Origin of the sequence: Flavobacterium soyae, from assembly GCF_021245985.1 — a bacterium.
Classification (GTDB): Bacteria; Bacteroidota; Bacteroidia; order Flavobacteriales; family Flavobacteriaceae; genus Flavobacterium; species Flavobacterium soyae.
On sequence record NZ_JAJQXA010000004.1, the window covers coordinates 102,464 to 117,057 of the forward strand.

Sequence of the window (14,594 nt, forward strand, 5' to 3'; positions counted from 1 at the left end):
GAGATCAAATGTAGGAAAACGTTACAAAAAAAGTTAAAAAAAATATTTTAGTAAGTGTCAATTACTTATGGTTTGCTACTTTTGCAAAAAAATTAAATCATGCCTTCATTCTTAAAACTTATAATTAAAGAGGTAAAACGTGAAACTGCCGATGCTGTTTCAATACTTTTTAATGTTCCAGAAGAACTTAAACAAGACTATAAATTTATAGCCGGACAATACATAAATTTAAAATTAACGCTTGATAATCAAGAAATTCGTCGTGCTTATTCTATTTGCTCTGCGCCAGAAAGCGGCGAATTGCGAATTGCAGTTAAAGCCGTAAAAAGCGGTTTGTTTTCTCAGTTTGCCAATACAAAGTTAAAAGCAGGAGATGTTCTTGAAGTGGGCCATCCGGAAGGAAAATTTACTTTTGAACCTGATGCTGAAAGACAAAAAAATTATGTGGCGTTTGCTGCCGGAAGCGGAATCACTCCGGTACTTTCTATCTTAAAATCAGTTTTAAAGAATGAGCCAAAAAGTTCATTTGTATTGGTTTACGGAAACAAAACTCCTGAAGCAACTATTTTTCATCAGGAATTACACGATTTACAACTACAGTATGTTGGCCGTTTTTTTGTGCATTATGTTTACAGCCAGGCGAAAGTTGAAAATGCATTGTTTGGAAGAATCGAAAAATCAACCGTGAATTTTGTATTGAACAACAAACACAAAGAATTAGCATTTGATAAGTTTTATTTGTGCGGACCTGAAGAAATGATCAATACAGTTTCGAATGTTTTGAAAGAGAAAAACGTAAAAGAATCTGCTATTAAATTTGAGCTTTTTACTACTTCTTCTCAGGAAAATGAAATTAAAACTTCATTAGAAGGACATACAAAAATTACAGTTTTAGTTGATGATGAAGAAGTTACTTTTGAGATGTCTCAAAAACAAACCATTCTTGATGCCGCTCTAAAACATGGCGTTGATGCTCCTTATTCTTGTCAGGGCGGAATTTGCAGCAGCTGTTTAGGAAGGGTTACTGCCGGTACAGCTGAAATGACAAAAAATTCTATTTTAACTGATAGTGAAATTGCTGAAGGCTTAATTTTAACTTGCCAGGCACACCCAACTTCAGATACTATTTATATTGACTACGACGACGTTTAGTCTGTTAAATTCTAAAATATAAAATTCCAAATTCCAATTTTACTATTGGGATTTGGAATTTTTTTTGTGAGTTATTTCTTTTATCAGGTTTAAAATTTTGGAAGTATACTTTTCTGGTTTAAGAAATATACAAAAAAGCATTTAGATTATTGGGTTATTTTTAAAAAACATGCTTGAAATTTAGTATATTAGTAGTGTACTTAAGACTTGTCAACACGTTTTTAAAACATTCAATATTATGGCAATGCATCACTACCTCCGTCTAACTTTTATATTACTTTTTGTAATAACTTCTCTTTTTTGTCTCTACTTCGTAATCAAAAAAAGAAAAAAAAGAAAAGCTCCTAAACTACTTTCAAAAGAAAAGTATGATTGCTCAAAGAATGAGGGAATGACAGAAATATCAATCTCTAATGATAGCTTTTTTAATATTTGGCCTTATGTAAGTGAATTAAAAGCAGCTAAAATTTTATCGAAAAAAATTAAAGAATCTCAATTGGTACATAAAGTTTACAGAAATTCAACCAATGATTTTGAATACATTTTATTAACTACTGAAAAAGAAAATCATTTTGTAAAAGTTGTAGTTGATAAAAATAAAAAGAAAGCATTGGGATATCTTTTTCTGGATTTATGAGAAATTCCAAAATAAATTATATAAAATTTCCAATAAAAAAAATTCCAAATTCCAACGTTACAATTGGAATTTGGAATTTTTTATTTAACCTTAATTCTTGCTTTTTGCCACCCTGAGCGAAGTCGAAAGACTTATATGCTCAGAAGACTTCAACTTCGCTCAGTCTGACAATAATATATTATAATTGGTTTTTTATTTTAGAAACAACTTCATCTGGAGAAATTGTTCTCATTGCATCTTCATAACCTTCTACAATTTTATTTCCGTAAACAGACGTTGGCAGTTTTGGATATTGATTTCTGTCTGAAGTTAAAGCATTTTCTAAGCTTTGATTGAAAGGTAAAAATCCGGCATAAGGATGTGTTGCGCCCCAAAGCGTAATGACTTTTACTCCAAGCATTGCTGCAATGTGCGCATTTCCAGAATCCATAGAAAGCATTACATCAAGATTGCTTATTAATTTTAATTCCTGCTGAAATTTAATTTTTCCGGCAACGTTTATTACGTTTTTAAAAGGTTCTGAAAGTGAATTCAAAATTTCAATTTCTTTTTTTCCTCCTCCAAAAAGCAAAATCGTATAATCTTTATTTTCTGCCAGTTTTGTTATTACTTCCTTCATTAAATCTAAAGGATAAACTTTAGAATCGTATTGGGCAAAAGGAGCAATCCCGATCAGTTTTTGATAATTTTCTCCAACCAAATCTGTGATTTCTGCACCAAAAACTGCTTTCTTAGGAAATTCAATCCCGACGTTTCGGGATGATAAATCTACAGGAAAACCAAGCTCTTCAAATACTTTTGCATGTCTTTCGAACATGGTTGGTAACTGCTTGAAAATTTTGTTTTCTGCCCTAGTTAATTCTTTTTTTCCTTCACGGCCTTTATCAACGGTTGCTCTTTTTTTTCCGCTTAAAGCAAAAAGCAAACTCACCACTTTTGATCGTAACACATTATGAAGATCTGCAAAAGCATCTATTTTGAGTTTTTTTACATCGTTAAATAATCGTAAAAGCCCGGTAAAACCTTTGTGTCTTTCTTTTTCATCAAAAGCAAAAAACTCAAGATTCGGGATTCCGTCAAAAAAAGGTTTAAAAAAAGGACGCGAAATAACGGTCAGTTTCACCGTTGGATATTGCTTTACAAAAGCACGTAAAATAGGAACCGTCATGGCGACATCTCCCATTGCGGATAGTCTCATGACGGCTATATGTTTAATCTGGCTGTTAGACAACTCTGCCAAATTATTTTTTATTTTGATATAAAACCGGGTTCAAATCATCGTCGTTATACATTTTCATTTGTTTGTATACTTTCATGAATTTATCACCATTTTCGATATCTGTCAATAATTCTTCGATTGCTGTAGATAAATCTGTTCTTTGTTCTAAAAGAATATTTAATTTTTCCTGACATTTATCTCTATGTTCCTGAGTCGCTTCTGCGCGAGTCGCTTCTTCGTTCATGTGATAAATTTTTAACGCCAGAATAGACAATCTGTCAAATGCCCAAGCCGGGCTTTCAGAATTGATTTTTGCTCCGTCTTTTGCTTTTACATGACTGTATTTTTGCAAAAAGTAACTATCGATATATTCAACCATATCAGTACGCTCCTGATTTGAAGCGTCGATTCGTCTTTTTAAAGTCAAAGCCGCTGCGGGATCAATTTGCGGATCACGAATGATATCTTCAAAATGCCATTGAACAGTATCAATCCAGTTTTTTAAATATAATAAATGTTCGAATTTATCTTTTGGAAATGGATTGTTTATAGGCTGGTCAACATTATCAAATTGATGATAATCTTTAATGCTTTGTTCGAAAACAGAATATGCTAATTTTGAAAACATGTCTTTATTTTTTAGAGATACAAAGATACTTTTTATACTTTTATGCTGCGAAAAAAAGAAATTAATTTTTGTTTTTATATAATAGTTCGTTAATAAATTAAAAATACATCATGAAAATTCATTATATATCTGAAAACAATAGTGTTCTAAATCATTTTCTGGGACAAATTAGAAATGTAAATGTGCAGAACGACAGCATGCGTTTTAGAAAAAATATTGAACGCATTGGGGAAATTATGGCTTATGAATTAAGCAAAATTTTACCTTATAAAAATGTTGAAATTCAAACACCGCTGGGTATTAAAAAAACAACAGAGATTGAACCTGATTTGGTTTTATGTCCAATTTTAAGGGCCGGATTACCGCTTCATAATGGTTTTTTAAATTATTTTGACCATGCCGAAAACAGCTTTGTTTCTGCCTGCAGACATCATCCAAATAATGACGATGAGTTTGAAATTTTAGTTGAATATCAGGCAATTTCAAACTTAAATAATAAAACGGTTTTACTTCTTGACCCTATGCTTGCAACTGGGCAGTCTATCGTTGCTGTACATAAAAAGTTAGTAGAAAATGCTGCGCCAACAGAATTTCATATTGTAGTTGTTATCGCTGCACCGGAAGGAATTGCCCATCTTGAAAAAAACCTTCCCGAAAACTGCCATTTATGGGTTGCTTCTTTAGACGAAAAACTAAATGAGAAAAATTACATTGTTCCAGGACTAGGTGATGCCGGTGATCTTGCGTACGGAAGTAAATTATAACTGAGAGAAAAAAGTAAATAAACTGCACAAAATCAACACATAAAATACAATTTCGTTATTGAGTTTTTGCTGCATATATTCTACATGACTTGCCGCCATCATTGCTAATGGTGCAATGCTGAACAATAATAAATCATTGCTTTTGTCTGGCGAAATAATATAAACAAGAACAGCAATAAAAAAACAAGCCACAACTTTTTTATATGATGTATGCACAATCTGCGGTCTGTTTGACAAGGTTGTTAACATTGAAAACACAAAAAATACGACAACCGCTGCATATATCGAAAGCGCTCCATTTTCGTAATTATTCTTAAAATAATTTATTCTAAAATCGATTATAGCACGTTCCTGAACAAACTTAACAGCATCAATGTGAAACATTAATGAAATCATATAAAAGACTACTGCTACTGCCAAAAGCGCAATAAATGGCAAAACCCAGTTTCTATAATCTCTCGAAACGTGAAAAATTATCGATATAAAAACTAAAATAAGAAAGAGAATACTCCAAAATTGAAATAAAGAAGCCATAAAAATCCAAAAAGAAGCATCGAAAATTTTTTCTTTTGATGATTTTAAAGACTGAAGTGAAATCAATCTGCGAAGTGCCAATAATACAAAGAAATTAGCATAAACAACATTTGGGTGATTGAATATTGTTGGGAAAAACAGAATGAATAATAAATAGAAAAATATCGCGTAACCGTTATCTTTACTGAGCCCGTTTTTTTTGACAATGAAATTAATCATGAAAAATGAAGCAAAAATAAAGCACAGTAAACTTACTTTTTGAAATATCGTAAAATAAGAATTTATCCAAGACGTTTCTCGAATTTGAAACATAAAGAAGAAAACCAGTATCAAAATTACAACCAATGAATAATTTAATGGCGTAGATTTTTTAAAAACACTTGTTATCATAAGGATATTTTATACTTTTGTGACTGTAAATATAATACTTGTTTAAAAAGGAAAACCAACAAGTTGAAAAAAGATTCTCTGTTTTTTGAATTTTGCTTCAATGCGTTAAAACAATAATAACATATAATTTTATAAAATTATGACAGCTTTTTTTGAAGGAATACAATACTTATTCGTTAACATTTTGTTTGCTCCCCTTGACTTTTTACGTCGTTTGGAATTAGTTACATGGTTTGGTGCAAACACTATCAACTGGATTTTTATGATTATCTGTTCTGCAGCAATCGTATATTGGATTAAACAATTACGTATTTTTGATGCTGCAGGAACTGAAAACCAAGATACAACGGCTCACTCTTTCTTAAAGTAAGTCGAAGCCGATATCCTTTCTAAAATACATCTTATCAAAATTTAGTTTATCTATATTTTGGTAAGATTTTTTTATGGCCTGTTGAAAATCATCTCCGTATGATGTTACTGTCAAAACACGTCCTCCATTACTAACGACATTTTCGCCATCTAATTTTGTTCCGGCGTGAAAAACTATCGAATCAGTAATATTTTCTAAACCTGTAATAACTTTTCCTTTTTCGAAATCTTCAGGATATCCGCCAGAAACTACCATAATTGTAGTTGCACTTCTTGGATCAATTTTTAATTCGAATTCATCTAATTTTTGATTCGCAACCGAAAGGAACAATTCAACTAAATCAGATTCTAATCTAGGAACCACAACTTCAGTTTCAGGATCTCCCATTCTTACATTGTATTCAATAACAATTGGTTCGTTTTTTACATTGATCAAACCAATAAATACAAATCCTTTATATTCGATTCCGTCTTTTTGGAAACCTTCAATAGTTGGTTTTACGATACGTGTTTCAATTTTTTCCATCAAAACAGCATCAACATAAGGAACTGGAGAAACTGCTCCCATTCCGCCTGTATTTAATCCTGTATCACCTTCACCAATTCTTTTGTAATCTTTTGCTGTTGGAAGAATTTTATAGCTTTTTCCATCTGTTAAAACAAAACAGCTTAATTCAATTCCGTCCAGAAATTCTTCGATAACCACTTTTGAACTTGCTGCTCCAAATTTCTCGTGAACCAACATGTTTCTAAGTTCTGTTTTTGCTTCTTCAAGATCCTGAATAATCAAAACTCCTTTTCCTGCTGCTAAACCGTCTGCTTTTAAAACAAATGGAGGTTGTAATGTTTCCAAAAATTTACATCCTTCATCAACCGTTTCGGCAGTAAAACTATCGTAAGCTGCAGTCGGGATATTATGTTTCATCAAGAATTCTTTTGCAAATTCTTTACTTCCTTCTAACTGCGCTCCTAATTTTGATGGCCCAATTACCGGGATATTTTTTAAACTTTCGTCGTTTTTAAAATAATCATAAATACCTTTTACCAACGGATCTTCTGGCCCTACGACTACTAAGCTTATATTTTCTTTAAGCACTAATGCTTTTATTGCTTCAAAATCAGTTGGAGCAATTGCTACATTTTCAGCAATTGCAGCTGTTCCTGCATTTCCTGGTGCAACAAAAAGTTTTTCGCAAAGCGGACTCTGAATCATTTTCCACGCAAAAGCATGTTCTCTTCCGCCTGATCCCAATAATAAAATTGTCATGGTATAGTTGTATTTATGTTGTGGTGCAAAAATAATTGCTTTTACACGTAAAAAATAATTAAATCTTAAAAACTTGTTGATTCTTCGCTGTTAGTAATTGGTAAATATTATTTTTGACGAAAATTATCCTAAAAATGATTCGTCTTTTTGATCTTTCCCTTCAATTAAATGGTTTTCCTATAAAGAAAGCCAAAGCCGAATTGGATAAAATTGTTCATTTTTCTGAAGAAGAATATGTTTCATTTCTCGAAAGTAAAAAGAAAGAAATTGTTGATTTTCATTTAAAGAATAATTCTTTTTATAGAGAATTAGTTGGAAATATAAATGTTCAAAATTGGGAAAATTTACCCATTTTGAACAAACAAAATTTACAAAAACCACTCGAAGAAAGACTTTCAAACGGTTACTCAAAAAGCAATATTTACCTCAACAAAACATCCGGATCAAGCGGAACTCCTTTTGTTTTTGCTAAAGATAAATACTCGCACGCCTTAACCTGGGCGTCAAATATAATGCGTTTTGGCTGGTTTAATATTGATTTTAATCATTCGTACCAAGCACGCTTTTATGGAATTCCGATGGATTTTATTGGATATCAAAAAGAACGTTTCAAAGATTTTCTAACGCATCGTTTTAGATTTCCGGTTTTTGATTTATCTGATGAAATTTTCGAGAAATTTCTGCAGAAATTCAGATCGAAAAAATTCGATTATATCAATGGTTATACCAGTTCTATTGTATTATTTGCTAAATTTTTAGAACAAAAAAATATCATATTAAATGAAATCTGTCCAACATTAAAAGCTTGTTTTGTGACTTCGGAAATGCTTTTTGAAACGGATAAAAAACTGCTGGAAAAACAATTTGGTATTCCAATTATCAGTGAATATGGCGCTTCTGAACTTGATTTAATTGCTTTTGAAAATCCACAAGGCGAATGGCAGGTAAATGCTGAAACTCTTTTTGTAGAGATTTTAGATGAAAACAATGAGGTTCTGCCTTACGGTAAAGAAGGCAAAATCGTAATTACATCTTTATTCAATAAAGCAAACCCTTTTATCAGATATGAAATTGGCGACATTGGGATTCTCGATGAAAAAAGTACTCCTCAAAAGCCTATCTTAAAAAAATTAATTGGGAGAACAAATGATGTTGCGATTTTGCCAAGCGGGAAAAAATCTCCTGGTTTGACATTTTATTATGTAACCAAAAGCATTATTGAAGATGATGGAAACGTAAAAGAATTTATAATCAAACAAACTCATTTAGATACTTTTGAAATTGAATATGCTGCTGAAAAAGAATTGGTTTCACAACAAATTCAAAAAATAAAAGAAGCCATAGATTTATATTTAGAGCCCAATTTAAACTTCACTTTTACAAGAAAATCTGTTTTAGAAAGATCCAATCGTGGGAAATTAAAACAGTTTAAATCATATTTATAAATATAAATAAAATCTTACATTTGTTTTTCTAATAAAAACTTATGGACGATCAATCTCTGCTTTCTGAAGAAAGTATTTCTAATAAAATATATTTTATCCGTGGTCAAAAAGTGATGATTGACATTTATTTAGCTCTACTTTATGGAATTGAAACAAGAGTTTTGAAACAAGCAGTGAAAAGAAACATTGCTAGATTTCCTGAAGATTTCATGTTTGAATTATCACAAAGTGAATTTAATAACTTGAAATCACAATTTGTGATATCAAGTTGGGGAGGAATTAGAAAACTCCCTTCTGTTTTTACAGAACATGGAGTTCTAATGCTATCAAGCGTGTTAAAAAGCGACAAAGCGATTCAAACCAATATTCAAATCATGCGTATTTTCACGAAAGTGAGAAAAATGCTTCTCGATACAACAGAAATTAAAGTTGATATTCTTCACATTCAAAAGAAGTTAGAGAATCATGATAAAAATATTGAACTGGTTTTTTCTTATTTAGATGAACTAACTGAGAAAAAAGAAAATGAAATTGAAAGAATCAAGATTGGGTATAAAAATTAATTCTCTAAGGTCACAAATTGTGACCTTAGAAACTTGATGTCACAGTTTGCGACCTCAAGTTTTTGCGAATATTCTATCTTAAAACAACTTCATTTGATAATTGGAGGTCACAAATTGTGACCTCCAAATTCTAATCGCGATTTTTCAAGGTCGCAATTTGCGACCTTAGAGAGAATATTTAAACTTTCTTTATATATCTTGGTTTTATAACCAGCTGAGTAAATAGAAATCGTATCATCAATAAAACAGAAGACACGAAATTAAAACCATGAAAATCTCGATAAACACCAAAGTTGTGTTTTATCAATTTAAATTTTGAAGATGAAATAGAATCTTTTCTAATTCTATAAAAAGCTAAAGGTTCTGGAACTGGTTTTGTTTCTTTGATTTGTTTTAAAATCGTAAGCCATAAACGCCAGTCTTGTCTTTTTTGGGTAGCTTCAATTACAATTTTTCCGAAGTAATCTGCATCATAAATGGCGGTTAAATTGCCAACGTAATTGCAAAAAAACAATTGATTGTACGTTAGGTTTAAAGGCGCTTCTACTCTTCTGTTTAAATTATTACCTTCTTCATCGATACAATCATAAAAACTAAAAGTAAATGGTAGATTGTTTGCTTTTAAAAACTGAAGCTGCTTTTCGAGTTTATTTGTAAACCACAAATCATCGGCATCCAAAAAAGCAATATATTTTCCGGAAGCTTTTTCTAAAGCAACATTTCTTGCAAAGCCATTTCCGGAATTTTTAGGTAATTTGAAGAGTTTTATTCGGCTGTCTTTATCTGCAAAATCAGAAATAATTTTGGCCGTTTCATCTGTCGACGCATCATCAACCAAAATCATTTCCCAATTTTGGTACGTCTGATTTTGAACTGATTCTATAGTAGCTCTAATAAACTTTTCAGTATTATATGTCGGTGTTAAAATAGATACCAGATTGTTCATTAATATGCTTTTTTATCGCCTTTAAAAATGTTTATTATCGTTTGCGAAATTATTTTTAAATCTAGAATTAAAGACCAGTTTTCGATATAAAAAACGTCAAATTTTATTCTGTTAATCATGTCTCTTTCTGCTGTTATTTCTCCTCTAAATCCGCTTACTTGTGCTAATCCGGTAATTCCGGGTTTTACACAATGACGAATCATGTATTTTTTAACCCTATTACCATATTCTTTATTCTGAGACCATAAATGCGGTCTTGGTCCTACGACGGACATATCTCCTAACAAAACATTTATAAATTGCGGAAGCTCATCGATGCTTGTTTTTCTCATAAATCGTCCCATTTTTGTAACACGAGGGTCGTCTTTTGAAGCTTCTTTTTCTGTTGTTTTATTAATGTACATCGAACGGAATTTATAACATACAAATTCATTCTCTTCTATTCCTGGTCTTCCCTGCTTAAAAAATACCGGTCCTTTTGATTCTAATTTTATTAAAATCGCCAGTAACGGAATTAACCATGACAACAAAAAAACAATCACTAATATTGAAAATGAAACATCAAAAAGGCGTTTCATAAATTTTATTGCCGGCTCATTAAGCATTGTTTGTTTTAACGAAAGCACCGGAAAAAAATCGTAATAATCTATTTTTAAGTTTTTCGAAAAAATCTCTTTTGTATCTGGAATAAACTTTATGGTTTTGTTATTTTCATCTGCAAAATCAATCAGGTCTTTCAAACTTTTATTCGAAACTTCATTTAAAGAACAATAAATTTCGTCGACCTCGTTCTCAATCACAAAGGATTTTAAATCAGCTAGTTTACCTGTAATTTTTTGGCTTATTTTTTTATCTGAAAAATATCCCAGAAACCTATATCCATAATCTCTTCTTGTTTCAAAAAGATCTTTTAATCGAATCGCTTCTGGCGTAAACCCAATAATAACAGCATTTCTATAATTACTGCCGGTTATAATTCTATATTCTTTTAGATAAAAAAACAAAGCAAATTTAAAAACCGTAACCAGAACTAGAATCAAAGTTATAAATACTACAATCTTTGACTCGCTAAAAATCGCTTGTCTTGAAAATGGGAAAAATGCAATAATCGTTAGAAGAAACAGAGTTGCTTGTTTTATTATTTTTGATGCAATAATTATTGGCGTCGTAAAACGGTATACATTGTAAAATTTAATCGAAAATGCAACTATACCCCATGCTGCATTTTGATATAAAATAAGTATCCAGATATTTGAAACCTGATTATTAAAAACAAAAAAACTGACTATCGAGATCACAAACAGGTCGATTAAAATACTTATTGGCCGAATATATTTTGAATATCTTCCTGTGTGAAATGCAGTCATATATAGCTACTGTACTATGGTATACAAATTTATATAGTTCGAAAACAATTCTAATTGATATTATTTAATATAACTTGAAAAGTCTTTATGTTCTTCTTTAGAAAGTTCTTCTTTAGAAAGTGATCTAAAATAATCATAAGTAATTTTCATCCCTTCGGAACGGCTTACTTTTGCTTCCCATCCCAATAATTCTTTTGCTTTGGTCGTATCCGGCTGACGCTGCAATGGATCATTTACAGGCAATGGGTTATATACTACTTTTTGATTTGTACCTGTAAGTTTTATGATTTCTTCTGCAAAATCTTTTATAGTAATCTCATCCGGATTTCCAATGTTTACAGGATATACATAATCAGAATGCAGCAATCTAAAAATACCTTCGACCTGATCGTCAACATAACAAAATGAACGGGTCTGCATACCATCTCCAAAAATAGTTAAATCTTCTCCGCGAAGTGCCTGCCCAATAAATGCAGGAATTACACGTCCGTCATTTAGTCTCATTCTTGGTCCGTATGTATTAAATATACGAACGATTCTGGTTTCTACTCCATGAAAAGTATGATAAGCCATCGTTATTGATTCCTGAAAACGTTTAGCTTCGTCATAAACGCCTCTGGGCCCAATTGTATTTACGTTTCCGTAGTATTCTTCGGTTTGCGGATGTACTAAAGGATCTCCGTACACTTCAGAAGTTGAAGCGATAAGAATTCTAGCTTTTTTAACTCTTGCCAATCCTAACAAATTGTGCGTTCCTAACGAACCAACTTTTAAAGTCTGAATTGGAATTTTTAAGTAATCTATAGGACTTGCCGGTGAAGCAAAATGTAAAATATAATCTAAGTCTCCAGGTATGTGGACAAATTTTGTAATATCGTGATGGTAAAATTCAAAATGCTCTAATTTGAATAAATGCTCAATGTTTTTAAGATCTCCAGTAATCAAATTATCCATTCCAATAACAAAATAACCTTCCTTGATAAATCGATCGCACAAATGTGATCCTAAAAAACCCGCTGCTCCGGTAATAAGTATTCTTTTCATAATGATTATTTATACAACGCAAATGTAAGTGTTTTGAAAATTATAGAACTATCATAAAAAACAAAACTGCCTAAAATTAATTAGGCAGTTATTTAATATATAAATGCTGTTTTTAAAATCAAATCATTCTTCTTTTTAAAAATGATTTTTATACTATTTCTTAGATTTTACTATCGTTTCAAGTGCTTCTATTTTTTTATTCTGCTCTATAATATATAGTGTTAACTCCTCTATTTTTTCTTGTTGAATTCTAAACATCTCTGATACGTTAATTCCATCTTCTTTTACTTGTTTAGCAGAAGGAACATTTGGTAAGTGTTTATTAGCAGTTATGAAACTTTCTACTTCAGATAAAGGCTTTAATTTATAATTATCATTAAATACATAATCAGCCCAAGTTCCATTTGAACTTAAACTAACACGAATTTCATCTGTTAAGATACCTCCTTTTACAAAAAGTTTATAGTTTGCATAAAGTGGATTTGTTGGAAACGTTGTTACATCAATTCCTACTTTTCCAGAACCGCTTATTTTCATTCTTTCAGTAGTATTTGTATAAAAATTAATTCCATTCCACCCAGATAATGAAACTGTTGGCGATGAGCTAGAACTATCAAATCTACTCATTGTCATTCCATAATTTGCTATTGGTATATTGTTTGTTTGAGCATTTGAAAAACTATCTGTTGTTGTAAATCCAATTTTTCGATACACATTTACCGGATTTATAAGATTTATATTTCCATCAATTGTTAATTTTTCATTTGGGTCTGCGACAGCGATTCCAATATTACTTGTTGTACTGGAATTTGTAGTAGCATATATAGTACCATAAGGTACATAAATTTGCGAAAAACACATTGCAGAAATAAAAAATGTTAATGTTGAAAGTATTTTTTTCATGTTCTAAAATTTTGAAATTTAATTTTTTAAAAATAGTTGTTTTACTGTTAAAATCAACATTTTTGTTAACTATTTTTAACTTAATATTTAACAAAACTTTTCTTGTTTTGTGTTTAAAATTAAATTTCTAAATTTTGCTAATTTTGAGGTATTGAAAAGTCTATTTACTTGACTTTGGTATTTGGAAAGATCACTCCTTTAAAGAGAAAATTGTAAAATATTTTTTTGAAGCATCTTTTAATACTTTTTTAAAAGCTTTATATGTTCCTTAAACTTTGTTTCAACAAATTCTTTCATTTCATTTTCAAATCGCTGCTTAGAAAATTTCATGGCATGTTCCCGAATTTTTTTAGGATCAAATTCTGTTTTTTCAAAAGCAATTATAGCTTCTTTAATCTTTTTACATGATTGATCATTAAAGAAAATACCTGTTTCATTTTCAACAACAGTTTCTAAAGCTCCTCCTTTTGCAAAAGCTATAACTGGAGTTCCGCAAGCTTGTGCTTCAACAGGAATTATTCCAAAATCTTCCTGAGCAGCAAAAACAAATGCTTTTGCCTTTTGCATATAATTTTTAAGCGTTTCATAATCTACAAAACCAACAAGTTTAATGTTGCTTTTGGCTATTTTTTGCAGTTTTTTAAATTCTGGTCCATCTCCTGCAACGATTAATTTTAAATGAGGCAGTTCATTAAAAGCTTCTACAATTAATCTAACTTTTTTATACGAAACTAAGCGCGAGGCTGTAAAATAATAATCTTGTTTTTGTTCTTCTAATTGGAAAAAATCAACATCAACAGGCGGATAAATCACAATTGATTCCCGATTATAAATCCTTTTTATTCTTTTGGCAATATGATTTGAATTTGCAATAAAAAAATCAACATTCTTTGAATTTGCAACGTCCCATTTTTTTATTTTATTTAAAACATGTTTGGCATAAAGCCCTTTTATGCCTTTATTTAAATTGGCATCTTGTAAATATTCTTCTTGTAAATCCCATACATAACGCATAGGAGAATGACAATAACAAATATGTAATTGTTCTTGTTTTGTTACAACACCCTTTGCTACAGCTGAAGATGAACTAATGATTAAATCATAATTGCTTACATCAAATTGTTCTATTGCTAATGGAAATAACTGCAAAAATTTACGGTGGTTTTTCTTTGCTGTTGGTAAATTTTGAATGAAACTCGTTTTGGCTTTTTTTCCATTAAGAATGAAATTTCGATCTTCATCATTTAGAAAATCTATTAATGCAAAATGATCAAAATTATTCCAAATTGAGTTAATGGAATGAATTACTTTTTCGGCACCTCCATTCACATAATACCAATCGTTAATTAGTGCTTTTTTCAAAGTT

Annotated in this window: 15 protein-coding genes; 6 read left to right on the plus strand and 9 right to left on the minus strand. The window is 30.8% G+C overall.

Translation table 11 applies throughout. The features are described 5' to 3' along the window. Positions 1-99 precede the first annotated feature (99 nt). On the plus strand, positions 100-1,152 hold the full coding sequence (locus tag LUU93_RS06950) for a ferredoxin--NADP reductase (RefSeq protein WP_232679684.1): 1,053 nt from the start codon (positions 100-102) through the stop codon (positions 1,150-1,152). Positions 1,153-1,543: 391 nt separating this feature from the next. Further along, complete coding sequence (locus LUU93_RS06955; RefSeq protein WP_232679686.1) at positions 1,544-1,789, plus strand: hypothetical protein; 246 nt, start codon at positions 1,544-1,546, stop codon at positions 1,787-1,789. A 178-nt stretch (positions 1,790-1,967) separates the two neighbouring features. Here the strand turns inward: LUU93_RS06955 and LUU93_RS06960 are convergent, their stop codons facing one another. Both LUU93_RS06960 and LUU93_RS06965 read right to left on the minus strand, forming a co-directional pair. Then, on the minus strand, positions 1,968-2,987 hold the full coding sequence (locus LUU93_RS06960; RefSeq protein WP_232679688.1) for a glycosyltransferase family 9 protein: 1,020 nt from the start codon (positions 2,985-2,987) through the stop codon (positions 1,968-1,970). A gap of 43 nt (positions 2,988-3,030) precedes the next feature. Continuing rightward, positions 3,031-3,636: a DUF4254 domain-containing protein gene (locus LUU93_RS06965; RefSeq protein ID WP_232679690.1), complete on the minus strand. Its 606-nt coding sequence runs from the start codon at positions 3,634-3,636 to the stop codon at positions 3,031-3,033. A 110-nt stretch (positions 3,637-3,746) separates the two neighbouring features. Between LUU93_RS06965 and upp the strand changes: the two genes are divergently transcribed. After that, a complete protein-coding gene (gene upp / locus LUU93_RS06970; RefSeq protein ID WP_232679691.1) occupies positions 3,747-4,400 on the plus strand; it encodes a uracil phosphoribosyltransferase in 654 nt (217 codons plus the stop codon). Here the strand turns inward: upp and LUU93_RS06975 are convergent. Then, positions 4,395-5,324, minus strand: coding sequence for a DUF6427 family protein (locus LUU93_RS06975; protein ID WP_232679693.1), 930 nt, complete (start codon positions 5,322-5,324; stop codon positions 4,395-4,397). The genes upp and LUU93_RS06975 overlap by 6 nt on opposite strands. A 139-nt stretch (positions 5,325-5,463) precedes the next feature. Here LUU93_RS06975 and LUU93_RS06980 point away from each other — a divergent pair, with 139 nt between their 5' ends. Further along, complete coding sequence (locus LUU93_RS06980) at positions 5,464-5,694, plus strand: DUF6341 family protein (protein WP_232679695.1); 231 nt, start codon at positions 5,464-5,466, stop codon at positions 5,692-5,694. On the opposite strand, the gene purD is transcribed toward LUU93_RS06980, so the two are convergent. Continuing rightward, positions 5,686-6,960, minus strand: coding sequence for a phosphoribosylamine--glycine ligase (gene purD, locus LUU93_RS06985; RefSeq protein WP_232679697.1), 1,275 nt, complete (start codon positions 6,958-6,960; stop codon positions 5,686-5,688). The genes LUU93_RS06980 and purD overlap by 9 nt on opposite strands. Before the next feature lie 134 nt (positions 6,961-7,094). On the opposite strand from purD, the gene LUU93_RS06990 reads away from it, so the two are divergent. Both LUU93_RS06990 and LUU93_RS06995 read left to right on the plus strand, forming a co-directional pair. Next, a complete protein-coding gene (locus tag LUU93_RS06990) occupies positions 7,095-8,405 on the plus strand; it encodes a phenylacetate--CoA ligase family protein (protein WP_232679699.1) in 1,311 nt (436 codons plus the stop codon). Between the two features lie 41 nt (positions 8,406-8,446). Then, entirely contained in the window at positions 8,447-8,968 is a 522-nt protein-coding gene (locus LUU93_RS06995; protein WP_232679701.1) for an ORF6N domain-containing protein, read from the plus strand. Positions 8,969-9,146: 178 nt separating this feature from the next. Here the strand turns inward: LUU93_RS06995 and LUU93_RS07000 are convergent, their stop codons facing one another. The 5 genes from LUU93_RS07000 to LUU93_RS07020 form a co-directional block, all read right to left on the minus strand. Continuing rightward, a complete protein-coding gene (locus LUU93_RS07000) occupies positions 9,147-9,914 on the minus strand; it encodes a glycosyltransferase family 2 protein (RefSeq protein ID WP_232679703.1) in 768 nt (255 codons plus the stop codon). Then, complete coding sequence (locus tag LUU93_RS07005; protein WP_232679705.1) at positions 9,914-11,281, minus strand: undecaprenyl-phosphate glucose phosphotransferase; 1,368 nt, start codon at positions 11,279-11,281, stop codon at positions 9,914-9,916. Before LUU93_RS07005 ends, LUU93_RS07000 begins: the two co-directional genes overlap by 1 nt. Positions 11,282-11,341: 60 nt before the next feature. Further along, positions 11,342-12,325 carry a UDP-glucuronic acid decarboxylase family protein gene (locus tag LUU93_RS07010; protein ID WP_232679708.1) on the minus strand — a complete coding sequence of 328 codons (984 nt, stop codon included), beginning with the start codon at positions 12,323-12,325 and terminating at the stop codon, positions 11,342-11,344. A gap of 153 nt (positions 12,326-12,478) precedes the next feature. Beyond that, positions 12,479-13,228, minus strand: a complete 750-nt coding sequence (locus LUU93_RS07015; RefSeq protein WP_232679710.1) for a hypothetical protein — start codon at positions 13,226-13,228, stop codon at positions 12,479-12,481. A 237-nt stretch (positions 13,229-13,465) separates the two neighbouring features. Beyond that, positions 13,466-14,590: a glycosyltransferase gene (locus LUU93_RS07020; protein ID WP_232679712.1), complete on the minus strand. Its 1,125-nt coding sequence runs from the start codon at positions 14,588-14,590 to the stop codon at positions 13,466-13,468. Positions 14,591-14,594: the final 4 nt, after the last annotated feature.

Bases quoted from the DNA above. Each gene is read 5' to 3' on its own strand.
- LUU93_RS06990 (WP_232679699.1), top strand. From the start codon at position 7,095: ATGATTCGTCTTTTTGATCTTTCCCTTCAATTAAATGGTTTTCCTATA.
- LUU93_RS06960 (WP_232679688.1), bottom strand. From the start codon at position 2,987: ATGAGACTATCCGCAATGGGAGATGTCGCCATGACGGTTCCTATTTTA.
- LUU93_RS06995 (WP_232679701.1), top strand. From the start codon at position 8,447: ATGGACGATCAATCTCTGCTTTCTGAAGAAAGTATTTCTAATAAAATA.
- LUU93_RS06950 (WP_232679684.1), top strand. From the start codon at position 100: ATGCCTTCATTCTTAAAACTTATAATTAAAGAGGTAAAACGTGAAACT.
- LUU93_RS07015 (WP_232679710.1), bottom strand. From the start codon at position 13,228: ATGAAAAAAATACTTTCAACATTAACATTTTTTATTTCTGCAATGTGT.
- LUU93_RS07010 (WP_232679708.1), bottom strand. From the start codon at position 12,325: ATGAAAAGAATACTTATTACCGGAGCAGCGGGTTTTTTAGGATCACAT.
- LUU93_RS06975 (WP_232679693.1), bottom strand. From the start codon at position 5,324: ATGATAACAAGTGTTTTTAAAAAATCTACGCCATTAAATTATTCATTG.
- LUU93_RS06965 (WP_232679690.1), bottom strand. From the start codon at position 3,636: ATGTTTTCAAAATTAGCATATTCTGTTTTCGAACAAAGCATTAAAGAT.
- LUU93_RS06980 (WP_232679695.1), top strand. From the start codon at position 5,464: ATGACAGCTTTTTTTGAAGGAATACAATACTTATTCGTTAACATTTTG.
- LUU93_RS07000 (WP_232679703.1), bottom strand. From the start codon at position 9,914: ATGAACAATCTGGTATCTATTTTAACACCGACATATAATACTGAAAAG.
- purD (WP_232679697.1), bottom strand. From the start codon at position 6,960: ATGACAATTTTATTATTGGGATCAGGCGGAAGAGAACATGCTTTTGCG.
- LUU93_RS07005 (WP_232679705.1), bottom strand. From the start codon at position 11,281: ATGACTGCATTTCACACAGGAAGATATTCAAAATATATTCGGCCAATA.
- upp (WP_232679691.1), top strand. From the start codon at position 3,747: ATGAAAATTCATTATATATCTGAAAACAATAGTGTTCTAAATCATTTT.
- LUU93_RS06955 (WP_232679686.1), top strand. From the start codon at position 1,544: ATGACAGAAATATCAATCTCTAATGATAGCTTTTTTAATATTTGGCCT.